The following is a 25,023-nucleotide window of genomic DNA, read 5'->3' on the forward strand; positions in this document are numbered from 1 at the left end:
TTATTTGTTATTCTTAGGTAAAGTAAAATAGAATGTTGTTCCTTCTTGTATTTTAGACTCCAACCAAACTTTACCTCCTAAATTTTCGATGGTTTTTTTAACAATGGCTAGTCCCACTCCTGTTCCAGAATATTCTCCTTTGGAATGTAAACGTTGGAATATTTCAAAAACTTTATCAAAATATTCTTCTTCAATACCAATACCATTATCAGAAACGGCAAACTTCCAAAACTCATCTGATTCTGTACATATGATTTTTATGATTGGATTTACTTCAGATTTTGAATATTTTAATGAATTTCCAATTAAGTTCATAAAAACTTGTTGAATAGGGACTTGATAGGTATTCAAAAATGGTAAATCTCCATATTCAATTGATGCCTTTTTTTCAATTATGGTATTATTTAATATTTTACAAACCTCATCTACAACTTGATTTAAATCAACTACTTTCATTGGTTCATCATATTTTCCAATTCTAGAAAACTCTAAAATATCTAAAATTATGGTTCGCATTCGTTTAGCACCATCAACAGCAAAATGAATATACTGTTTGGCTTTATCATCTAATTGATCGGCATATTTTTTTTCTAATTGTGTTAAAAAATTATTTACCATTCTCAACGGCTCTTGCAAGTCATGTGATGCCACATAAGCAAATTGTTCTAATTCTTTATTTGAATTAGATAATTCTTGTGCTCTCTTTTCAAGAGTTTTATTAAGAATGGCTAAATCTTGTGTTTTTTCATCAACTAATTTTTTGAGTTTTACAGGTTGATTTATCAAGTTATAGAACAAAATAGCGAAAGTTATAGAGAACAAAATTCCTAAAATTGAAAACTGCAATGCTCTTTGTTTGTATTGAGGATTATTACTCATTACAAAAATTTCCCAATCTCCAGCAGATAAATTAGTAGTAAAAGAAACTGCAGAATCCCGATTTTCAATCGGTTCAAAAAAAGCATTTGAATTATTATCTTTTTTACTAATTTGGTACGAATAGGTTTCATTCATTCCATTTTTGTTAATTCCTATTGCATTCAGTAAAGTTTCCTTTCGAATTATAACGGCTGCAAAACCCCATAAATTACCTTTTAGATAAATGGGTAATCGACCAACAATTCCTTCTTCACCTTGTTTTAATAAAAAAGGACCTTCAAAATATAATTTATTACGTAAAATTGCTTTGACCGCAGCCTTTTTATGAATTGAATCTTCTAAAACCTCGTAGCCAATAACATTTTCATTTCCATCTAACGGAAAAGTTCTTATTATTTTTTTTCCTTCAACTAATTGTAAAGCATCAATATATTTATTTTCAAGAATTATATTTTTTGAAACCGAATCAAAATAGGTTTCTGCAAATTCGTTTTGGACTAAAAAGGCAATTATTTTTGAAGCACTTTCGCTATTATTCAATACATTTTCAAATTGATTTTTAACCTGTATGGCTTCTTGTTTTACTTGTAATTGTTCATTTTCCTTTACCACTTTATAAATTCTAAGTGCTACTAATTGCGTAACTACAACAGAAAATATAAAAGCAATACTTGCTACTTTTAATGGGTTAAAATTTGTGTAGTCTATATATTTGCTATTCATTTGAGTAATTTTTAGGGATTATAAATGAAAAAATACTTCCTTGTCCTTCATTAGACTCGACCCATATTTTTCCACCCATGTTTTCCAGTATTTTCTTAACAATGGACAAACCAATGCCTGTTCCGCTATAATCTTCTCTGACATGTAAGCGTTGGAAAATTTCAAATATTTTATCAAAATACTCACCGTTAATTCCAATACCATTGTCTTTTACGGAAAATTGCCATTCATTTTCCAATTCCTTTGCTCTAATCTCGATTAAAGGAGATTCGTCTGCTTTCGCATACTTAAGTGCGTTACTAATTAAATTTTGGAAAATTTGTTTTAGAGGTGTTTTATGATTGAAAATAACAGGTAGTTTATCAATCAATATGGTAGCATTCTTTTCCTTGATTATTTCGTTTTGAAACAGTACTACTTCGTTAACTATTTGTTCTAAATCAATAAAATCCTTGCGTTCATCAATTTTTCCAATTCTTGAAAACTCTAAAATATCTAAGATAATTTGGCGCATTCTTTTAGCTCCATCAACAGCATAATGAATATACATTTCAGCTCTTTCATCGAGTTGATCTTTGTATTTCTTTTCTAACTGACTTAGAAAATTAGTTACCATGCGCAAGGGCTCTTGCAAATCGTGTGATGCTACATAAGCAAATTGCTCTAATTCTTTATTAGAAAAAGCTAAATCATCAGCTTGTTTTTTAAGAATTTCATTTAAAGACGTTAAGGAATTTTCATATTCTTTTCGATACGTTATATCTGTCATTGCTCCTATAGCTCTTGTGGCTCTTCCTTGATCGTTTCTAATAAATATAGCTCTATCCATGACATAAGCATACGTGCCATCTGCCTTTAAAAACCTGTATTCTTCATGCCAATTTACTTTGGAACTATCTTTAATATATTGTTTAATCTTTTTAGAAATTTTAACTCTATCTTCTGGATGTATGCATTGAATTAAAAAATCTAATGTAGGTTCTAACTCATTTAGATTGTAATGAAAAAGTGTTGAAAAACCTTTAGACCAAAATAGACTATTAATCTCTATATTATAATCCCAGATGGCATCATTAGTTGCTTCTGTTACCTTTTCAAATCGCTCATTGGTTTCCTTAATTTTTTGTTCAGAAATTTTCTTGATACTTACATCTTTGAAGTATACCGATAATCCTTCTTTTGTTGGGTAAGCACTAACTTCAAACCACAAATTTGAGGTAGGATAATATTCATCAAACGTAACACTTTGTTGTGTTTCTTTTGCTCTATGATATTCGGAATGAAATTTTAATTCTTTTGCATCTTCATAAACTTCCCAAAGGTTTTTGCCAATTACATCTTCCCTTTTTTTATTGAGTGTTTCTTCTGCTTGTTTGTTCCAGTAGGTGATTATCCAATTGGCATCTAGTGCATAGAATCCATCACCAATACTTTCCAAAATATTATTTTTCTCTTTCAATATATTTTTTTGCTCTAAATCGGCTAACCTTGACTGTATATTTGCAGATAAATGATATGTAATGTTAGATAAAAAGGATACCTCTTCATTTGACCAGACTCTTTCCGATGTACAATCGTCAAAACCTAAAAAACCATAGAATTTATTAAAAACAAACATTGGAAAAAACAAGAAAGATTTAACGCCTTGACTTTCCATTGTTGTTTTAAGTTTTGATGGTGGTAATTTTGAAGTTATTTCGGATATAACTTCAGCTTTTTCTAACAACAAAAAATACTCCTGATATTCTTCTAAAACTAAATTTTGTAAAAGAGGGTTGTTTATTTCTGTTGTAATTCCTTCATTTGTCCATTCTACTCTTTGACTACAAGACATTAACCCATTAATTAAATTTTTATCAATTTCAAAGAAATAAATACGATCAACATTTACAGTTTTCCCCATAATATTAAAAATATTTTCTAGGGTTGTATCTATATCTGCCGAATTCATTAACTCTAAAATAATTTTTGTAATTGATAATTGATAACTATTTTTTTGTTCTAATTGTAGTTGAGCTATTTTACGTTCACTTATATCTTGAAAACTACCAAATAATCTTATGCATTCTCCATTTCCAAATTCAGCATTTCCTATTGCTCTAACCCACTTTTGTTTATTACTTGTTGTTACAATAATTGCCTCAATATCAAAAGATTTTCCAGTTTCAATGGCTTCAAATATACTGGTAGAAACAAGCTCTCTATAATCTTCTCTGTAAAATTGCAGCACACTTTCCATTTCTGGTTGAAAATCTTCGGCAACTTCGGCAATTAATTTTGTCATTGGTGACCAATGCAATTTTTGGTTAATCACATCTATTTCCCATCCACCCACTTTTGCCAATTTAGAGGCATTTTCTAACAAATGTTGTAGTTCAATTAATTCTGTTACATCTCTACCATAAGCAAAAACATTTCCTTCTTCATCAAATAAGTCGGATGAACTCCAAGAAATCCATCTGTAGTTTCCAGATTTAGTTTGGTACCTGTTGATAAAATTAGACGCACGTCGTTCTCCTGTTATAGTTTCTTCATACTCTACCTGAGTATTTATAATATCATTTGGATGAATGAAAGTTTCAAAAGGCATATATGTAATTTCATCTTCACTTCTTCCGAGTAACTTACATAAAGCAGGATTAACTTTAGTAAAGTAGCCATTGGGAGAAGCGATTGCCATAATTTCTGGCGCACTTTCAAAAAGCAAAAACATTTCTTCCTCTTTTTGTTTCCGCTTAATTTCTGCTCCTAGATAATTTTGTAATTCTGTAAATTTTTCAATATTACTCTCAACTTTGAATGCACTTAATTCGCTCATTAAAACAAGAACGCCAATAACTTTATTGTTATGATAAATAGGTAATCCTATAGCTGAAGTTAAATTTGTGTTTTTAGCTGCTTCTTTCCTTGTAAAAGCTTTAGTCTTTTTTATTTCATCCCAAACTTGCACTTTTTTGCTTTGGAAAGTTTTTCCAGGAAGTCCTTCGTTGATTTTTACTTTTAATTTAAGATTTGCTTTATTATAAAAACCATTAGCTTGTTTTGCTTTAGCATATTTTGCAACAAGATTAAGCTCTTTTTTATTACTGTTTGTTAACCAAATTTCTGCAATTGAAAAATTGTCAATTGTAGTTAAATGCTTCAATACATCTGATAAAACATCTTTTAAACCTTTGTCATCTTTAAAAAACTTTGAAATATCACTCAAGAGCTCTTTTTGAATGGCCATTAATTTAACTTGAGATATATCTCTTAAAACTCCGACCATTCTTATTGGCATTCCCGTTTTATCTCTTATGATATGTCCGTTCTCTTCTACGTAGGCAAATGTTTCATCGGCTTTTTTAAAACGAAATTCTTTAACCCAAAAATTGTGATTAGGATCAAATAAAAAAGAATCCCATAAATTTTTGAATTTCTCATCATCGTCTGGATGCATTAAATCAACCCAATTTTGTAATGAAAATGAATCGTTTTTAAAGTCGTGTCCGAAAATAGTTTTAAAGCTATCGCTCCAATAAAAAATATCATTTTGAATATCCCATTCATAGATAGCATCTCTAGAAGCTTTATTAATTAATTCGTAACGCTCGTTACTTTTTTTAATATCCTTTAAATATTCAAATTTCTCAATTATAATAGACAATAATCTTTGTGAACGTTCAAATGCCTGTTCTTCATATTTTGAAGGCATTCTAATAGTTTTATAATAATTTGCAAATGTAGCAACAACCTCATTGTTTTTATTAAAAATGGGTTGTGACCAACAAGCCTTGAATCCATAAGTTATAGCTAGTTCTTTGTACTTCGCCCATCTAATATCGGTTTCAATATCGGATACAATTACTCTTTGCTTTAAAAATGCAGCTGTTCCACACGAACCTTCATTTTCTCCAATCTCAACTCCATTAATTATTCTTATATAATCTTTTGGCAATGAAGGAGAAGCTAAATTTTTAAGTTTTCCTTTTTTTACTTCTAAAATTGAAGCCAACATATCTGGAAAAAGTACTTCTAGCTTTTTACTATAAAGCTCTAAAACCTCTTTGAGTTTAACTTGGTTTGACATGCTAAACTCCATTATTTCTTTTTCTATTTTCTCTAATTCTTGGTAAAAATATTCAGAAGTAATATCCTTAATTGCACCAACAACTCGGAAAGCAATACCATTCTCATCACGTAAAATAACTGCTTTATCCACTATATAAGCATAATCCCCACTCGACTTTAATAAACGATAATTTAAAGTCCATTCATTTTTAGAAACATCTTTTAAAGTTTTTCTAAAACTTCTTATCATTCGCATTTTATCCTTTGGATGGATAAGTGAATTAATTAAGCTGTTGTTATGCTTGGGGTTTTTGCTTATGATACCAAAATTTTCATAAAAACCGTTACTTAGAAAAATTTCATCTTTCTTGATATCATAATCCCAAATACTCTCAGAACCTGCTCGCATGATCATTTCAAAGCGTTCATTACTCTTGTTTAACGCTTGTTGAGCTTCAATTAAATCAGTAACTTCAATAGAGTTGATTACAATTCCTCTTACAGTATCATCATTTAATAAGTTTGTTCCTGTGCTTTGTACCCATGACCAACCCGTAAAAGTATTTTTAAATCTATAGACAGAGGATTTTATTCTTTTTTCAGTACTTAATTTTGAAAACTCTGTTTTAATTTTATCCAAATCATCAGGGTGAAAAAAATCAAAAGCATTCTTACCTATTAGTTCTTCTTCAGAAAGACCAAGGATTGTAGGATAGTTTGGACTAACATAAAGATACGTTCCATCTGGACTAACAATAGCTGTTAAATCAGCTCCATGTTGTACCAAAGCTTTAAATCTTTTTTCACTTTGAGTTATTGCTTCTTCTATTATGACTTTTTCTGTTACATCTTGAAGGGAAACTACATAACTAGTTCCATCTTCCTCCTGAAGATTTATTTTTGCGGTATTGTATTCAAGAATTAACTTTTCGATTTTGCTTTTATTCAACTTCATAGTATCCTACGATTAGTTTTTGCTTTTTTTAGAAATAATAATTTCTGCCTTTTCTTTTTTCAAAATGGCTTTTGATAATTGATTTAGAATTTCAACTTTTAATTCTTCTTCTTTAAAGTTGAGTTGATTAGCATATTTCTTGATAAGTTCATCAAAAGATTTGTTCTTCTTGAGTAAATCAAATTGTTTATTGAATACTAGTAAACTTTCTGGAGTAAATTGTATTATATTTTCAATTGTATTAAGCAATTTTCTCTGTTCACTTAATAATATATTTCTTTGCGAAACATCGATACCAACGCCATATATGCATTTTTTTTCATAATAAGTAAATTTAGTAGCTATAAAAAGCATTGGTTTTTTTTTACCCGATTTAGAAATGAACTCTGTTTCTACTTCAATATATCCATCTTTATCTATTTTCTGTAAATACTTTTCTAGAAATTGATTTTGTTGGAAATCAAAAAAATGAGATGGACTTAAATCTTTTGCTTCTTCGTTTGAATATTCGCTAAGTTCTATAAATTTATCATTCCATAATAATAGTCTACCTTTTTCATCGAAAAGAAAAACTACGTTAGGTAAATTTTGAATAAGATTGTTACTTAAATTTTTCTCTTCTTCTATTTTATTTAAGTACTCTTTGTCTTTATCTATATTCACTAATAAGCCTCTAAGAAAAGTAGGTTTTTGACCTTCCATTATTACGGTTACTCGATCTTTTACCCAAACATATTGTCCGTCTTTTTTCAACATTCTATAATTAAAAGTATGATCTCTACCTTCTAATGTTTCCTTTTGAGAAAAGTTAACTGTTGCTTCTCTATCATCTGGGTGAATATGATTGAACCAAAAATCTTCCTCTTCTAACCATTCCTTAGCAGTAAAACCTAACAGCTTTTCAACTTGATTACTAACATAAGTAAAAGCAAAAGTAGCTGCATCAGCTTCCCATATCACTCCATCAATAGAATTTGCTGTAACTTCAATCAACGATTTTAAATTGGTTAATTCTTCATTGGCTTTTACAAATTCTGTTATATCTTGAAATACACCAACCAATTTATAAGGGTTATCATTTTCGTCTTTTAAAATTTTGCCTAGCGAGAGTATATGTTTAATTTCTCCTTTAATTGTAATAAATCGTTTCTGAATCTTATAATCTTTATTATTTTGAATAGATTCATTCATAGTAGCTAAAGCAATTTCTCTATCTTCAGGATGGATAACTTCTAATCCTCTTTCTAGAGTAACTGGAAAAGATTGTGGAGGATAATCTAATATTTTAAAAACACCGTCAGACCAAAAAAGTTTATTAGTCTTTAAATCTAATTCCCAACTTCCTGTTTTTGCAATAGATTCTGTTTGCTCAAAAAGCAAAGTTAAATTTTTGTTTAACGATTTTTTTCTATTGTCATTAGATGGCATGGATAATTATCATTTTTAGTCTTGTAGTAAATTTATGAATTATTTTAATACAAAAGGATAAATAATTCTTAAAACTGATTACTTAATTCCTATTAAATTAAGAAAAAAACAATAATATATTGCGAAACTTATCTGATTTGAACTGAAATAATAAATTTTAGAATCAAAAAAATACAAAATTTTCCCACTTATCATCTAATTCTAACACTTATTACTTTCCGATAGTGAGCGGCTTACATTTTAATCACCTTTGTTCTAGAATTCAGGCAAATAAAGAATAAAATGGAAAGATATATGATGGGAAAATTACAACTTAAACTAGTATCAAAAATACTTTTGGTTTCATTTTTTGGAACATTTCAATTCATTTCAGCTCAATGTGTTGATAATTCTATTCGTCCTTCTGACACTTATTCTGTTGCGTCTTGGTCACCAAGATGTCATAATGGAAATGACGGTGAAATTAACGTTTTTAACATTGCTTCAACTTCAGGAAGTGATTTAATTAATCAATCGTATGCTGTAAGAATTTTAAGTGGTCCTAATGCTCCAATGCAGTTTCCTATTCCTACTGGAGCAACTAATTATACAATAACAGGTTTACAAGCAGGAAACTATATCATTGATATAATTGACGCATGTGGAGGAAATAGTGCTGATAAAAGCATCGTAATTACAAACCCAATTCCAAATATTACTTCAACAATTGTTTTAAAAGATAAAACCTCAGAAGAAAACAGTCAGGCTTGTGGAACCAATTTAAAATTTAAAATTTCGATGGTAGCTTCTGGTACAGGAGGAGATGCAACATACACATTTACAAATAATTTAGGAGAAGCTTTAAGTTTTACAAGAGTTATCCCTAGAGTAATGAATGCGGGTTATTTTAGTTATTCTTTAGACGCCGAAATACCTGAAGCATTTTTTAATGATACATCAATAAACTACACTTGTGAAAATTTATGTGGTATTGTTGGACAAGGTACTTTACAAAAACCAAATACACACAACATGATATGGGGACAACCTAATATGATGGATGCTCAAGATCCTAATAATCTTTGCAATATTGGTTATGATGTTAAGATTTTTAGAAGTTACATGACAAATCCTATAACAGTTACTGTTGAAGAAACAAATAATCCCAATAGCATCCCATTAAACTTTTTTGGCGAGCCAATAGCACCACAAACTATAAATTTAATTCACTTAAACGCAGCACCTATTGGAATGGCCACAGTTATTAGTTTAGGTTTAAAATACAATACACATTACACATTGCATTTTGTTGATTCTTGCGGTCTTACTGCAACAGAAACTATAATAAAAGAAGCAACTGGTTTTAATCCTACTTTAGTTTGTGATGTTAATGTTGCTGTGGTTGATCCAAATGGTTATTTTGATGATGCATCATTATTTAAATTTAATGCACTTCCGTTATCTGCTCAATCAATTGGACCATTACAGGTCACTGTTAACTCTGGTCCAACTACTTATACAACATCTTCAGGAAGTGGCGATGCAATAACAACATCAACCATAACATATCCATACAGTTTCTTAATTGGAACACCGTATGAAACAATTAATGCTCAAAACGATAATGTGCGTTCTTTCCCTCCAGGAAATTATAATTTCACAATAACTGACGGTTGTAACAAAACGTATACTTTCAGTCAACAAATGAATTGTGTTAGAAATAATAGCATTTCACATCAACTAAATACTTGTGCTAACGTTTCAAATTTAGTTAATACAAAAATTACTGTTCCTAGAGCTATGTTAGGTTCGAGAGCAACTATTTATAAAACAGACGGAACGGTACTATTTACAGGGCCAATTAGTACTGCTGCTCCTTTCAACTTTACCCTATTTACTGGAGGCGCTTTTGGAAATATTTCTGTTGATTTACCAAACAACGAATCTTATATCTTTAGATATGGAGGAGTAAAAGCAAATGGAACTTTAAGCGAACCCGCTCAGTTTGGTGGAACAGGTTCTTTAAATAGGTTAACTGACGGCTACTTATATGAATACATGTTTGATGTTGCTTTGGCTCCATTTCAATTTACATCAATTATTGCTTGTGATAATGAAGTGGAAATGTCAGTTTCTGGTGGTACAGCTCCTTATAATTTTACGTTACTAGACAGTTCTGGAAACACACAATTATTTCCTAATCAAAGTGCTGCAAATTTCACTGGATTATTATCTGGAATGAACTATATCGCAAAAGTAATTGATAGTTGCGGAAGAGAATTTAGTCAAGAATTTACAGTTCAGGAAAAACCAACTCCAGTTATTCAAAACATTATTCATCCTGCTTGTAATATTGCATTGGGAAGTATAACTTTCTCAAATTTACCAATCAATTGGACACTAATTGACGCAGCAAATAGTCTTGAATTTAATGGAAATAGTAATGAGTTTACTATTGAAAACTTAAGTTCTGGTATTTACTCTTTCGTTTGTATAGATAACGACACTCAATGTGCTGTAATTAATGAATTAAATGTAGAAATTGAAATTGCTCAACCTTGTCCAATTACAACATGTGATAATATCACTTTCAATGTTGGAGAAGTTGTTCAAATAAATGTACTAGAAAACGATATTGATGGTGCAGAAATTGATGTAACAAGTGTTAGAATTTTAGAAGCATCCCTTTTTTCATCTGTAAACTATGATTCAAATGATGAAATTATCACAGCAACAATTCTTGAAGAAGGAATTTGGAATGTTGATATAACAAGTGGTACAATACAATTTCAACCTAATGCTGATTTTACAGACACACCGTCGCCAATTCAATACTACGGAAAAGATTTACAAGGCAATGTTTCAAACTATGCAACTATAACACTTGATTTATTACCAATAGCTGTAGATGACCAATTAGTTTTTACAAATGACGCAACAATTACTTATAATGTCTTACAAAATGACACATTAGGTGATTTAGTAAATCCAGAGTCTTTAAGTTTTGTATTACCCGAAAATATTACTGGAATAACATATAATGTGAATACTTCTCAATGTATTGATGAATTAGTGGTTGCAAATGAAGGAACATGGACAGTTTGTCCTACTACTGGAGCAATCTCATTTCAACCAGATACAAATTTCAATGGAGTTCCTACGGATAAATTCTATACTGTTAAAGATTTCCAAGACAACATTTCTAATATTGCAAGGATTAGCTTTAATTCTTCTTGTGATTTTACTGTAATTTGTCCAACTGAAACAACAATTGAAGTACAATGCTACAATGAGATACCTGAAAATTATTTTCTTTCAAATCATGATTTTGAAAATTTGGGAGGGCATATAGTAGGTAATAAATGTCAAAACGTATTAATCATTGCTGAAAACTCAAGTTACAATGGGTGTAATAGCGAAATAATAAGAACTATAACAATTGGTGAATTTCAGGATTCAAATGGTAATGGAATTATTGATGATGAAGAACAAAATGTATTAAACATATATACTTGTACCATTACGTATGTTATAAATGATACAATTACACCTAAATTTATCGAAATATTACCTGAGAATATGGTTGTTTCTTGTAACTCTATTGAAGCTCCTATTCATTTAACAGCAACTGATAATTGTAGTACTGCCGATGTTAATTTTATAGAGTCTATTGAAAATGGTTCTTGCGAAAGTAACTATATCATTACAAGAACATGGATTGCTACTGACGATTGTGGAAACGCAACGACACATACTCAAACTATTACTGTTCAAGATACCGAAGCACCACAGTTAATTACAGATGTACCTAGTACAATTGAAATTAGTTCAAATGACACCGTTCCAAGTGTACCTAGTTTAGTTTTTGTAGATAATTGCGGTTCAGTTACAGTTGATTTTAATGAAGAAATAATGGAAGGCGACTGTGAAAATTCATATGAAATTCATAGAACTTGGACAGCTACTGACTCTTGCGGAAATGAAAGCTATTTTCTTCAAATTATCTCAGTGATGGACACTACTCCACCTCGATTCACTTCACCTTTTCCAGCTGATATAACTGCGAGTTGCGATAACATTCCAGAAATTCCAATATTAATTGCTTTTGATGGCGTAAATGAAGTGGACGTAATTTTTGAAGAAGAAAGAATTGAAGGTGATTGTAATAGTCGAAATGAACTTCGAAGAACTTGGACTGCAACTGATTCTTGTGGCAATTCAGCATCTTATACGCAAGTTATTAATTTAGTTTGTCATATCAATATTTACAATGCTTTATCTCTAAACGACGATGGAAAAAACGACATCTTCTTACTAGATGGCATTGAGTGCTTCCCTAATAACTCTGTTGAAATTTACAACCGTTGGGGAGCAAAAGTATTTGAGACAGCTTCTTATGATAACAAATATAGTGTTTTCAAAGGTGTTTCTTCAGGAAAAGGAACTGTTTCAAGAAACGAAAAATTGCCAACTGGAACCTATTTCTACATAATAAATTACCAATACAATCTAGATAATTCTAATCAATTTGAAAACGTTCAAAAAACAGGTTATCTATATATTGTTAGCAATTAAAGGCATTGAAATTCATTTGGGGGAATGAATTTTAGTAATTATTGTCATTGGAAGGAGCTATGCTTCTTCCAGACAATAGTTAAAAAAAAGAAAGTAGTTAAGTTCATTTGGGGGAATGAATTTGGTAATTATTGTCAAGGGAAGAGGCTTTGTTTCTTCCCAGACAATAATATAAAAAAGAAAGTAGTTACGTTCATTTGGGGGAATGAATTTGGTTAGTATTGTCATGGGGAGAAATCTATTTTCTTCCCAGACAATATCTTAAAAACTACAAAAAAAATAGTTGAGTTCATTTGGGGAAATGAATTTTGGTAATTATTGTTAAGGGAAGAAACAAAAGAAACTTCTTCCCTGACAATAGTTTTAATTAAAAAAACTTAAATCTTTTTAGAAGATGACTTTAAAAAATACAATCAAATACAGTTCTTGCTTATTGTTATTATTATTGAGTAATTTATCTTTTGCTCAACAAGATGCCCTATTTACTAACTACATGTACAATACTAATATTTTTAACCCTGCATATACAGGAACTAGAGAAGTAATTAGTGTATATGGAATGCATAGATCACAGTGGGCCGGACTAGATGGAGCGCCAAGTACAAGTGTTTTTTCTTTTCAATCTCCTTTGAATTCTAATTTAAGTTTTGGCATAAACTTTATCAACGATCAAGTTGGTCCTTCCGATGAAAATAATCTATCAGTAGATATTGCCTATAAATTTCCTATAAGCGAAACTGATTTCATTTCGTTTGGAGTTAAAACAACTGCTAATTTATTCAATGTTGATTACAGAAAGTTAAACATTGAAGACGGAACTGATATTGAATTTCAAAATAATGTTGATAATAGATTCTCTCCTAATTTTGGTGCTGGCGTATATTGGTATTCCGAAAAACATTACTTAGGACTTTCTATTCCCAATTTTTTAGAAACCGAATATTATGACGGTGCTTCAACATCATTAGCTAAACAAAGAATGCATTATTATTTAATGGGTGGATATGTTTTTGATGTCCATGAAAATATTAAATTAAAGCCAGCATTTCTTGCTAAACTTATATCAGGAGCGCCAGTACAATTTGACACTACATTAAATTTGTTATTTTATGAAAAATTCACATTAGGTTCTGCTTATAGATGGAACGCTTCGTGGTCTGGATTAGTTGGTTTTCAAATCTCTGATAGTTTATTTATAGGATATTCTTATGATACCGATAATTCAAGACTAGCCAATTACAATTCGGGTTCTCATGAAATTTTTATCAGATTTGAATTTCTTTCTCAATACACTAAGATGCTTTCGCCAAGATTTTTCTAACTTAAATAATTATGAAAAAAACTGCTATTTTTTATTTAATTCTATTACCCTTTACATGTACTCAAGCCCAACAAAAAAATATTGTAAAAGCTAATACTGCTTATGAAAATTATGCCTTCATTGATGCTATAAGTATTTATGAAAAAGTGGTAGAAAAAGGATTTGGAACTGCTTCCATTTACAAAAAACTGGCCGAGAGTTACTATGCCAATGCCAATTATAGTTTAGCTTCAAAATGGTATGAACTTTATTTTTCAAACAACACAAGTGCTATTGAAGCTAATACGTATTTACGTTATTACCAATCCCTTAAAAGTATTGGAAATGAAAAAAAAGCAATCGAAATTTTAGAAATTTTCGCTCAAATTTACAAAGATGATTCTAGAGCAAAAATGTTCTTAAGCAATAAGAATTTTAATGAAAAGATTGACCTTAACAGCAATTCCTACGAAGTTAAAAATGAGGAAAATTTAAATTCTGAATTAAGTGATTTTGGATGTTCATTTTTTAATGATAATGTAGTTTTTAGTAGTACTAGAAACACTAAAGAAAATAGCAAGTCTATAAACAAATGGAACAACCAACCCTACTCTAGCCTATACATCCAACAATCCAATAGTGTCAAAGACTTCAACCTTGACAATACCCAAAAACACAACATATCCTCTGCTGTTTTTACTAAAGATGGTCAAACGGTTTATTATACCAAAAATGCTGTCAATAAAACAAAAAACGCCAAAATAGGGAATTTAAAAATTTATGCTGCAAAATATAAAAAAGGTACATGGTCTGAAGAGAAAGAACTTTCATTTAATGGAAACTACAACTGTGCACATCCTACTTTAGATCAAAATGAAAAATATCTTTATTTTGTATCTGATATGCCAGGAACTTTTGGGTTATCCGATATTTTTAAAGTAGAAATTGTATCCGAAAATACATTTTCAAATCCAATCAATTTAGGAAAATCAATTAATACCGAAGGACGAGAAACTTTTCCTTTTATTGCCGAAAATGGAACTTTATATTTTTCATCTGACGGACATTTAGGTCACGGCGGATTAGATATTTTTTATGGCGAATACAATTTAAATAATGGTGAATACGCTGTTTATAATATTGGAACTCCAATAAATTCTCCATTTGATGATTTTGCCTATTGCGAAAAAACAAATGCAAAATCTGGTTATTTCTCGTCAAATAGACCTAACGGAAAAGGTTTTGATGACATTTACTCTTTTACTCTTTTACAAAATGAAGTATTAAATGAAAACATCGATGATTTATTCCAAATAAAAATTCAATCGGGTACCGATTTAGCTAAACTTTTTGAATTGGAAGATATTTATTTTGAAAAAAGTGAATGGGAAATAGCCGATGAAGAAATTTTTAAATTGCAAATTTTACTTGAAATTTTAGAACAAAATCCTAATTTAAAAATCGATATAAGAGCACATACCGATAGCAGAGCTTCGGAACAATACAACCTAAAATTATCTGAAAAAAGAGCCAGCGCTACAAAAAAATGGCTAATAAATAATGGAATAGATAGTAATCGATTATCTAGCAAAGGGCTTGGAGAAAGTCAACTGGTAAATCATTGTTCAGATGGTATTTCCTGTTCGGAAGATGAGCATAAAATGAATCGCAGAAGCGAATTTATTGTTCATATGAAACAATAAATAAAATAAGAAAAAACCTATATAAAAATGCTAAGTCAATAAAAATTCTTACTTTTATAAAAAATTGAGATGTATGATAAATGAAACTGAAATTAAAAGATTAAGAATTCTTGAAGAATACCATGTTTTAGATACTTTACCCGAAGAAATATTTGATGATATAACTTCTTTGGCTTCAACTATATGCGATATGCCCATTTCATTAATTTCATTAATTGATGAAGGCAGACAATTTTTTAAATCGCATCACGGAGTTGAAATCAATGAAACCCCTATTGAGTTGTCAATTTGTAAACACGCTATCGAATCTAATGATGAGGTCTTTGAAATTGTTGATTTAAGAGAGGATTTTCGCTTTAAAAACAATCCACTTGTAACCGTAGATCCAAAAATCATATCTTATTTTGGAATTCCTTTAAAATCAGCCAAAGGCATAGCTTTTGGAACACTATGTGTTATTAGCAAAGAAAAAAAGGTTTTAAATCAGCAACAAAAAGATACGCTTAAAGTACTTTCAAAACAAGTTATTAATTTATTAGAACTAAGAAAATCAAATTTTCTATTACAAACTTCCCAGAAAAAATTAGAGGAGTACATTCATGAAACAAGAGAATTCACTTACATAGCAGCTCATGATTTAAAGGCTCCAGTTAGAGGAATAAATTCATTTTTAAAGCTAATTGAAAATAAGCATACCGATATTTGGGACGATAAAGACAGGAAATATCTTAATGTGATTTTTGATAATGTATCAAGAATGGATAATCTGATTTTAGATTTGATGAATTATGCCAATTGCACATCAATCGAAGTAAGCAATGAAAATATAAATGTTGATACCTTAGTAAAAGATATTTTTGAAAATTTAATTAAAAACTTTAATATTCCAGAAGCAAAACTTACAACTAGTGAACTTCCAAATATGATGTATTCAAGTAACGCAATAAGTCTTATTTTTAAAAACTTAATTAATAATGCTTTAAAATACCAAACTAGTGAATCAATACCAGAAATTGAAATCAATTGTATTGAAAATAAAGTTGATTGGATATTTGAAGTGAAAGACAACGGAATTGGTATTGCTGAAGAACATTTTGAAACCATTTTTAAACCATTTAAAAGATTGCATCTTCAATCAGAGTTTGCTGGTAGTGGATTAGGATTAGCCGCCACTAAAAAGTTAATTCAAAATTTAAATGGTGATATTTGGGTAAAATCAAAAGAAGGAGAAGGAACAAATTTTATATTTAGATTACCCAAATAGCCATGTATACTAAAGAAGTTTTAACAATAACTAATGAAATTGATTTTTTAAAAATAAAAAAAATTGGAGAGGAAAACACTGTAAATATTAATTTTCACTATGCAAATACAGAAGAAGCTGCTATTACAATTTTAAAACTTTTTATTGAAACAAAAAACACTAATTTACCAGATTTAATAATTGTTGACATTAATTTCATTAACAAAAAAAACATCGATATTATATGGTTTTTTGAAAAAAATGTAACACTAAAAATTATTCCGCTGATTATTTTAGGTGAGTTCAATTCTTACTATAAACTAAGTAATTCTTTTAAAAAATATTCCAATTGTTGGTTGCCAAAACCAAATGACGAAAAAGAATTTGAAAAAGTTATACAAAGTATTTTCTTTTTTTGGTTTAAAATTGCTAAATTACCTAATAAAAACTACATTTAAATTCATGTAGTAAATAAAAATAGATTAAAAAAAACTTTCAAATGAGATCAATAACAGCCGTAATCATTGAAAATGAAATTGATTCAATTCAAAAATTGAAACAATTTTCACATGAAAATAATCTAATTATTGAAGTAATCTCATTTCCAAATAATATAAAAGAAAGTATTGAAATTATAAAAGAACAGAAACCAGAACTAATTTTCATTAACGCTACCGAAGATAATTTTGACAATTACAACCTCTTTCTAGAATTAGATTTTAATTTACCCAAAATGGTTTTTATGTCTAATGACCTAGAATTTGCGTATAAAGCCATGAAATTAAATGCGGTAGATTTTCTATTAAAACCTTTAAGTGAGAATGATTTTATCATTGCTATTTACAAAGCAATGAAGTTAATTGAAATGGAACAAATATTTCAAAACCAAAAGGTACAACAAATCAACACCATTAATTCACTTTACCAAAGCAATAACTATGTAGCGGTTGCCTCAATAGATAAAATTGAATTACTTAAAACGGATGACATCATCTATTGTAAAGCCGAAGGCAAATACACTGAATTTCATCTTATAAATGGAACAAAAATTCTTTCTAGCAAAAATTTAGGAGAATATAAAAATATTTTAGAAAGTGGGTCTTTTTTTAGAATTCACCATTCCTATGTTATAAATATCAAACACATTTTAAAAATAACCAAAAAAGATGGTTATTATTGTGAATTTATAAATGGAGACAAACTTCCTATAGCCAAAAGAAGACAAGATGAATTTTTAAAATTTATAAAACTCTAATCTACCAAAACAAATGAACCCAAAATTTAAAAAAATAATGATTGTTGATGATAACGAATTTGACAGTTACATCACTACAAGACTAATCCAAAACAGCAATTTAGCTTCTGAAGTAATTGAATTTAATTCAGCTAAATTGGCTTTGGAATTTTTAGCTGAAAACCAAAACAACACTAAAATGCTTCCCGATGTAATTTTACTAGACATCTACATGCCACTAATGGATGGATTTGAGTTTATTGAAAAATTCAAACAGCTTTCTCCTGAAGCAAATTCCTATTGTACAATTTGTGTAGTTTCTACAACTGTAAATGATTATTACATTCACAAAGCTAAAATTGATGAAAACATTAGATTTACAAGTAAACCAATTACGACAGAGTTCTTGTCCAATTTAAATTAAGCCCATTTTTTTACAAGCCTGAATTAGTTCTTTGTCACTGCCTTTTTCAAAAATTAATTGTTTTTTCAATCTTGCTTTTCTTTTTTCTATTGCACTTAATGATAATGAGATTATGTCAGGTATCTCATTGGTTTTAAAACCTTCAGCTATAAGTTGAACAATTTTAACGTCAAATTCATCCCATTTTAAATTTGCTAGTGCTAATTGTTGCTGAGCTTCTAAAATAGATTCACTATAATACTGCTCATTATTAATAATTTTCAAACAAATTTCAGAAAAAGAATTAAAATCAATATCGCTCTTAGAAATAAATCCTTCTGGATCTATGGCCATTCTAATTTCATTCACAATTACAGGTTCAGAATGCATCGATAGCATGATAATTTTACACTTTGGATAAGTTGAACGAATTAAAACTGCTAAATCTACTCCAGAATGTAATTTCATAGGTTCATATGGCGGTAAATTTATATCAACAAAAGCCATATCAAACCAATTTTCTTTAGAACTAATTAATTTGTAAGCCGATTCACAAGAATTGGCAGTAAAAAAACTAAGATCAAAATCAGATAAACTAGCACTAATTAGATTAATATAAGCATCAACCGTCATAGGATGGTCATCAATAATTAGTACGTTACAAATAACTTTCATCTTTTTTCTATTTTACCTCAAATGTACGGTTTTACCGTAAAATTATATAAAAATAACGCTTTATCTTGCACATATATTATAACCCAGTTAGGTGATAATTTTAATTATTTGGTTTCTAGAGTTAATTCCTAGCTGTTTTATTAACCTAAAAAGGAAATGGCCATGAAAAAAATTACTATTTTACACGTTGAGGATAATGAAGGTGACGTTCTTTTAGTAAGAGAAGCCTTTGAAAACAGTATCATTGTTAAAGAAATCAACAATGTTTATGATGGAGAAAAAGCAATTCAATTTCTCAATAATATAATAATTGAAGGAGGAATTGATTTACCTAATTTAATCATTTTAGATATTAATTTACCTAAAATAAACGGACATGAAGTACTTTCTTATATTAAAAACAATGACTATTTAAAGAAAATACCTGTTGTAATGCTTACTACTTCATCTTCAAGAACCGATATTGATTTATCTTATTCCAACTTCGCTAATTGCTTTATAACCAAACCCGTTGATGTGGATGATTTCATGGAAGCAATTATGAAAATTGAAGAATTTTGGTTGAAAACAGCCAAATTGGCAAGTCAAAATTATAGTTAAAAACATTAAAAGTAAAGTTGTTATCTAAATCATGCAATATTCTTATGTTTTCATTCAAGGAGAAACTTCTTTGCCAAACTTAAACAATTATTTAAATGTTTACGATGACTTACTTTGCATAGGGAACTATGATAATTACGAAGAAGCATTAAACAAAATACTTGAAAGAAAGCCAAATTTGGTGTTTTTTCAAGTATCTAATAAAATCCCCCTAAGTTTTATCAGCGAACTACTAGAATATGTAGATAAACTACCCTATTTCATTGTACTCAGTGAAAATACAGATTTAGCCTACTCTTGTATAAAAAAAGGAGTTGCAGACTATTTAACAACGCCTTTGTCTGAAATTGAAATCAGAAAATCATATTTAAAATTCAAAAAGAAAAATGCTTCACTTGAGAAAAAAATCATTTGTATAAAATCTAATGGAGACTACAACTTTATTGAAGTAAATACTATTGTCTACTTAAAAGCAGATAATAACACTACCGATTTCTATCTAAAAAATGGTAAAATAATTACAGCATTTAAAACCTTAAAATGTTTTGAAGAAAGTTTGCCGTTTTATTTCTTCCGTATTCACAACAGTTTCATTGTGAATAGTAATTATGTTAGCAGAATTAACCTTGGAAAATCAAAATGTTATTTATCTAATAATGAAATAATTGTTTCATTTTCAAGAACCTACAAAGAAAATATTGAAACTATAATTAGTAAAATCGCTAATTAATACAAAACTTCACTTTGTCATTCACTAGCAAAAAACAACCAGTTACTAGTATGTGCTTGCTAAGTACTAAAGCACACCTATTTTAACACCTTTTTTTGTTGAACTGATTTAGATTTGTAATAGATAACAAACAAATAATGAGTTTGTTACACTTAAAAAACAATGTCAAATTTAAATCTTACCAACATGAAAACTAAATTACTATTTGCAATGCTAGTATTAGCAACTTTCACCATCACATCGTGTACTACTGATGATATGGAATCTACAAACATTGAAAACCAAACTCTGGCAAAAGAAGGTGATTCTGAAGAACCTGGAGATCCAGTAATTCCGAAAGGAAGAGACTAAAAAACTATTAAAAAAAGCTAATTTCTATTAGCTTTTTTTATATTTTTGAAAGAAAACTTTGAAAGCATATATTTTACTTTTTCTTTCTTCATTTATATTTTTTCTTTCTTGCCAAAAAGACACGAACGATTCCCTTGAAAAAAGTATAAACTTTGAAAAACTAAAAACCTTAGATAGGCAATCTAGAATTAGAATTTTAGATTCTTTAAAAAGTAGCATTCAACCAAATCAAAAAGATACAGTTACTCTAAAATTGTTATTTGATTTATCTACTGAATATTACTATCTTAACGAAAGTAAAAAATCACTCCAAGTTACTCTACAGGCATTAGATATTGCTACAAAAAATAATGATTCACTAAAAATTGCTAAAGCTTATTACTACATAGGTGATAGTTATGAGACCAATCAAAAAGACAGCGCCTACTACTTTTATCTCAAAGCAGAAAAATTATACTTTAGATTGCAAAATTTCGAAAGAATTGCCCGTATGCAATTTAACAAAGGTTATATTTTGTTTTTTGAAGGAAATTATACCGAATGTGAGGTGGAATTAACAAAAGCCTTGTATAATTTAAAGGATAGTAAGAATAGTGAATTAAGATATTTTATTTATAATTTAATGGGGGTTTGCCAAGAGAAAATTGATGAATTCGACACTGCACTTAAATATCATAATTTAGCTTTAAAAGAAATTGAAAGTTTGAAAAAATTCAATTTTTCAAAAGAGAAAGTATCAAAATATAATTTCTCAACAATTACTAACATCTCAAATATTCATGAGGCCAAAGGAGAACATTTAAAAGCAATTGAGCAACTAAATTCATTATTAAAAAGTATTTCTATTGAAAACAATCCTGATGCATACTTTAAAGCCATCAATAATTTAGCTTATTCTAAAATGAAATTGGGCGATTTAAAAAATGTGGAATCCCTTCTTCAATCAAGTTTAGATTTTGCTGAAAAAGAAAATAATAAAACTGAAATTTTATACACCAAATTAAACTTAGGAGAATTCTATTTAATCAACAAAGATACTGCTAAAGCGAAAGAATATCTCAATGAGTCATTTACTGCGGCATCAACCTTAGAAAGTAATAAAGAGATTTTAAGAGCATTAAAACTTCTAGCAATTGCGGATAAGAAGAATAGTTCTGTTTATAAGGGAAAATATATTGTGATTTCAGACGAATTAGCAAAAAAACAACTTACCAATCGCAACAAATACGCACGTATTGAATACGAAACAACACGTATTGAAAATGAGAATAAAATTTTATCAGAAAAAAATTTAAGACTAATTACAGGCGGAACTATCTTAAGCTTCATGACTATAATCTTTTTCTTTTACAGACATAATCTCGCTCAAAAAAGAGAATACATTTTGGTTAAACTAAAAAAAGAAGCCGAAGAGCAAATGTTTAACTTAGTCAATAAACAACACTTAAAAGTGACTCAAGCTCGAGAAAACGAACAAAACAGAATAGCAAAAGAGCTTCACGACAACATCATGAATAAAATTTACGCTATTCGCTTGCAATTAGGAATACTTAACCAAAAAACTGATGATGAAAGTTCCCAAAAAAGAATGCAAAACATCAATGAGCTTCAAAATCTTGAACTTGAAATAAGACGAATTTCGCATAATCTTAAAGTTGATGAATTGCATAAAAAAGTTGGTTTTCATGAACTACTTGTGGAACTCATTCAAACAGAAAATCGTATTGGAAAAACAAAATTTGAATTGAAAACGGATACACAAATCAATTGGAATGGAATACCAACTTTACTAAAAGTGAATCTCTATAGAATCTTACAAGAAACACTAACCAATGTGGTAAAATATGCACAAGCTCAAAACTGTATTATCACCATCACAAAAGAAGTAAATGGCATTCAAATTACCATACATGATAACGGAATTGGTTTTAACGTAAATGAAACCAAAAAAGGAATTGGCATGAAAAATATTTTTGAAAGAGTAAAAGAACTTAATGGGAAAATTGAGCTAAAAAGTGATAAAAAATCAGGAACTCAATATAAAATTTCATTAAAAATTCAATCCAAATAAAAACTATTTCTTCTCCAAAACCACATCAATCGGATTATTGCTTCTAGGCCCAAAACTTCTAGCTTGACGTTCGTTTTCACTAGAACACAAAATATACATATTGAAAGCACGTAATTGAACGATTCGCTCTTTGAAAATTCCTTTATTGTCTTCAATTTTAATAAAGAAATCTTCTGCTGGAAATGAAGTAGTTACCGAAAGTAAATACGTATCTCCAGAATAAGGAAAAAACCATTTTTCAGGTTCGTTAGGCTTATTAATCAAATGATTTCGAGTAAAAAGTAACGCTTGATTTCCGTATTTCCAACTGTATTTATTATTCTCGTTGATAATGGCTTCTCCATTTTCATTCGTAACAGTAATTTTTAAATCCGGAAGGTTTTCTGATTTTCCTTCTTCATGCACTTTAACCACTAAATACGAAGTAAAATCAAATCCACAATGCGGTACTTGTCCGAAAGAGAATAAAGAGAAAAGAAGAAAGAATATCGTGATTTTAGTTTTCATTTAATAAGTCATTATATTTGTCACAGTATGATAAATCAGTTTCACAAAGATTTTCATAGCAAGTTAAAAGCTTAAGTTTAATTTCATTATCAGGTTTAATAGCAAATGCTAATTCAAATTCTATTACAGCATTAGCAAAATCTTTGTTTTCAAAATACTGATTTCCTAATTCTTTTAAAATTAAAAAAGATTCAGCTTGAGTTGAAATGATGATTTCATTTTTACTGTTTTTATTGGTTACTTCATACTTTTTGAATCCTTTTATAAAAAAAAAGGCAAATCCGAAAAGAAAAATAACCAACAAAAAAGCTAAAACCAAATTATACCTTTTCCTAATTGAAATTTTATTAATCGCCTCTTCTTTAGAATAAACACCCGATAAAAAACTAAAACGATTATTGAATTTTGAATTATCAACATCAGCGCCTCGCTTTCTTGAGAAAGGTTTTCTTGCTTTTTGTGTAAAAATCCATTTTTGTAATCCAAATCCAGAATAACCCATTCTTATCTTTTGGGGTAAAAATACAAAAACAATACCAAACAAAAAATCCCGAAACATAGTTTCGAGATTTCTATACTTTGTACTTTATACTTTTAACTTCGTACTTTATTTCACATCCATTAATTCCACGTCAAAAACTAAAGTAGCATCTGGTGGAATTACACCTCCAGCACCTCTAGAACCGTACCCTAAATAAGATGGAATTACAAAACGCGCTTTGTCTCCCACTTTTAATAAAGCGATTCCTTCGTCCCAACCTTCAATCACTTGTCCAATACCTAAAGTGAAATCAATAGGTTGTTTTCTTTTGTATGAAGAATCAAATACTTGTCCATTTTCTAAAGCTCCTTGGTAGTGAACTGATACTTTCTTTCCTTTCTCAGCTTGTTTTCCGCTTCCTTTTTGGATAATTTGGTAACGTAAACCACTTTCAGTCTTTTGAAAACCAGCGGCTAATTTTTCCAAAGCTTCCTCTGCCATTTTTTTTTGTTCAGCTAATCGTTTTTCTCTTGAACCTTCAAAAGTTCTAAAAGCTTCAATAGCATTCCATTTTTGTGCCTCATCTCCTACTCTAACAATTTCAATACTTTCTAAAGCATCATTTCCTGCAATAGCATCCACTACATCTTGTCCTTCAACAACGTGACCAAAAACAGTGTGTTTCCCGTCTAACCAACCCGTTTCTACGTGCGTAATAAAGAATTGTGAACCATTAGTTCCAGGTCCAGCATTAGCCATAGACAAAACTCCTGGTCTATCGTGTTTCAAACTTGGATGAAACTCATCGTCGAAGTTGTAACCTGGTCCGCCCGTTCCAATTCCTTGTGGGCAACCACCTTGAATCATAAAATCAGGGATTACACGGTGAAATTTTAATCCGTCATAATATGGTTTTCCCATTGGACGCGCTGAATTTTCTAATTGTCCTTCTGCTAATCCTACGAAATTACCAACGGTTCCTGGCGTTAAATCGTGTGTTAATTTTACTAAAATAGTACCTTTTGCAGTATTGAATTTAGCGTATATTCCGTTTTCCATGTTGAAATTTTTAAATTGAAAGTGCAAAAATACGGAATTTATTTTGAAATCGATAGCCCTAGCCCAGATTGTAGTGG

Annotated in this window: 18 protein-coding genes; 11 read left to right on the top strand and 7 right to left on the bottom strand. The window is 29.5% G+C overall.

The features are described from left to right. From DPN68_RS10790 to DPN68_RS10800, 3 genes are read right to left on the bottom strand one after another with little or no spacing between them, the layout of a single operon-like run. Positions 1–1,602 carry an ATP-binding protein gene (locus DPN68_RS10790; protein ID WP_113989662.1) on the bottom strand — a complete coding sequence of 534 codons (1,602 nt, stop codon included), beginning with the start codon at positions 1,600–1,602 and terminating at the stop codon, positions 1–3. Beyond that, a complete protein-coding gene (locus tag DPN68_RS10795) occupies positions 1,595–6,607 on the bottom strand; it encodes a PAS domain-containing protein (protein WP_113989663.1) in 5,013 nt (1,670 codons plus the stop codon). Before DPN68_RS10795 ends, DPN68_RS10790 begins: the two co-directional genes overlap by 8 nt. Before the next feature lie 12 nt (positions 6,608–6,619). Beyond that, positions 6,620–8,035, bottom strand: a complete 1,416-nt coding sequence (locus DPN68_RS10800; protein WP_113989664.1) for a PAS domain-containing protein — start codon at positions 8,033–8,035, stop codon at positions 6,620–6,622. 282 nt (positions 8,036–8,317) lie between these two features. On the opposite strand from DPN68_RS10800, the gene DPN68_RS10805 reads away from it, so the two are divergent. The 7 genes from DPN68_RS10805 to DPN68_RS10840 all read left to right on the top strand — a co-directional run bounded on the left by DPN68_RS10805 (position 8,318) and on the right by DPN68_RS10840 (position 18,493). Continuing rightward, positions 8,318–12,589, top strand: coding sequence for a T9SS type B sorting domain-containing protein (locus DPN68_RS10805; protein ID WP_113989665.1), 4,272 nt, complete (start codon positions 8,318–8,320; stop codon positions 12,587–12,589). Between the two features lie 394 nt (positions 12,590–12,983). Continuing rightward, complete coding sequence (locus DPN68_RS10815) at positions 12,984–13,910, top strand: PorP/SprF family type IX secretion system membrane protein (protein WP_113989667.1); 927 nt, start codon at positions 12,984–12,986, stop codon at positions 13,908–13,910. Between the two features lie 11 nt (positions 13,911–13,921). Next, the gene (locus DPN68_RS10820) at positions 13,922–15,592 is read left to right on the top strand and encodes an OmpA family protein (protein WP_113989668.1); all 1,671 of its coding nucleotides are present in this window, start codon (positions 13,922–13,924) and stop codon (positions 15,590–15,592) included. Between the two features lie 73 nt (positions 15,593–15,665). Next, positions 15,666–16,856 (top strand): sensor histidine kinase, encoded by a 1,191-nt coding sequence (locus DPN68_RS10825; RefSeq protein ID WP_113989669.1) that lies wholly within the window; start codon positions 15,666–15,668, stop codon positions 16,854–16,856. Positions 16,857–16,858: 2 nt separating this feature from the next. Continuing rightward, positions 16,859–17,293 (top strand): response regulator, encoded by a 435-nt coding sequence (locus DPN68_RS10830; protein ID WP_113989670.1) that lies wholly within the window; start codon positions 16,859–16,861, stop codon positions 17,291–17,293. A 41-nt stretch (positions 17,294–17,334) separates the two neighbouring features. Continuing rightward, positions 17,335–18,090, top strand: coding sequence for a LytR/AlgR family response regulator transcription factor (locus DPN68_RS10835; protein WP_113989671.1), 756 nt, complete (start codon positions 17,335–17,337; stop codon positions 18,088–18,090). 13 nt (positions 18,091–18,103) lie between these two features. Next, positions 18,104–18,493 (top strand): response regulator, encoded by a 390-nt coding sequence (locus DPN68_RS10840; protein WP_113989672.1) that lies wholly within the window; start codon positions 18,104–18,106, stop codon positions 18,491–18,493. Here the strand turns inward: DPN68_RS10840 and DPN68_RS10845 are convergent. Next, entirely contained in the window at positions 18,485–19,147 is a 663-nt protein-coding gene (locus DPN68_RS10845; protein WP_113989673.1) for a response regulator transcription factor, read from the bottom strand. The two genes, DPN68_RS10840 and DPN68_RS10845, sit on opposite strands and share 9 nt — an antisense overlap. Positions 19,148–19,309: 162 nt before the next feature. Between DPN68_RS10845 and DPN68_RS10850 the strand changes: the two genes are divergently transcribed. The 4 genes from DPN68_RS10850 (at position 19,310) to DPN68_RS10865 (ending at position 22,899) form a co-directional block, all read left to right on the top strand. Continuing rightward, positions 19,310–19,747, top strand: a complete 438-nt coding sequence (locus tag DPN68_RS10850) for a response regulator (protein WP_113989710.1) — start codon at positions 19,310–19,312, stop codon at positions 19,745–19,747. Positions 19,748–19,778: 31 nt separating this feature from the next. Beyond that, the gene (locus DPN68_RS10855; protein WP_113989674.1) at positions 19,779–20,477 is read left to right on the top strand and encodes a LytR/AlgR family response regulator transcription factor; all 699 of its coding nucleotides are present in this window, start codon (positions 19,779–19,781) and stop codon (positions 20,475–20,477) included. Between the two features lie 186 nt (positions 20,478–20,663). Continuing rightward, positions 20,664–20,828 (top strand): hypothetical protein, encoded by a 165-nt coding sequence (locus DPN68_RS13170; protein ID WP_157958506.1) that lies wholly within the window; start codon positions 20,664–20,666, stop codon positions 20,826–20,828. 58 nt (positions 20,829–20,886) lie between these two features. Further along, positions 20,887–22,899, top strand: a complete 2,013-nt coding sequence (locus DPN68_RS10865) for a tetratricopeptide repeat-containing sensor histidine kinase (RefSeq protein WP_113989676.1) — start codon at positions 20,887–20,889, stop codon at positions 22,897–22,899. A gap of 3 nt (positions 22,900–22,902) precedes the next feature. On the opposite strand, the gene DPN68_RS10870 is transcribed toward DPN68_RS10865, so the two are convergent. The 3 genes from DPN68_RS10870 to DPN68_RS10880 are packed head-to-tail and all read right to left on the bottom strand — an operon-like array spanning position 22,903 to position 24,946. Continuing rightward, entirely contained in the window at positions 22,903–23,406 is a 504-nt protein-coding gene (locus DPN68_RS10870) for a hypothetical protein (RefSeq protein WP_113989677.1), read from the bottom strand. Further along, positions 23,396–23,965 (bottom strand): hypothetical protein, encoded by a 570-nt coding sequence (locus DPN68_RS10875; RefSeq protein WP_133256597.1) that lies wholly within the window; start codon positions 23,963–23,965, stop codon positions 23,396–23,398. The genes DPN68_RS10870 and DPN68_RS10875 overlap by 11 nt, the downstream gene beginning before the upstream one ends. A 48-nt stretch (positions 23,966–24,013) precedes the next feature. Next, positions 24,014–24,946, bottom strand: a complete 933-nt coding sequence (locus tag DPN68_RS10880; RefSeq protein ID WP_113989679.1) for a peptidylprolyl isomerase — start codon at positions 24,944–24,946, stop codon at positions 24,014–24,016. Between the last annotated feature and the right edge of the window lie 77 nt (positions 24,947–25,023).

Origin of the sequence: Flavobacterium tibetense, from assembly GCF_003293845.1 — a bacterium.
GTDB classification, from domain to species: domain Bacteria; phylum Bacteroidota; class Bacteroidia; order Flavobacteriales; family Flavobacteriaceae; genus Flavobacterium; species Flavobacterium tibetense.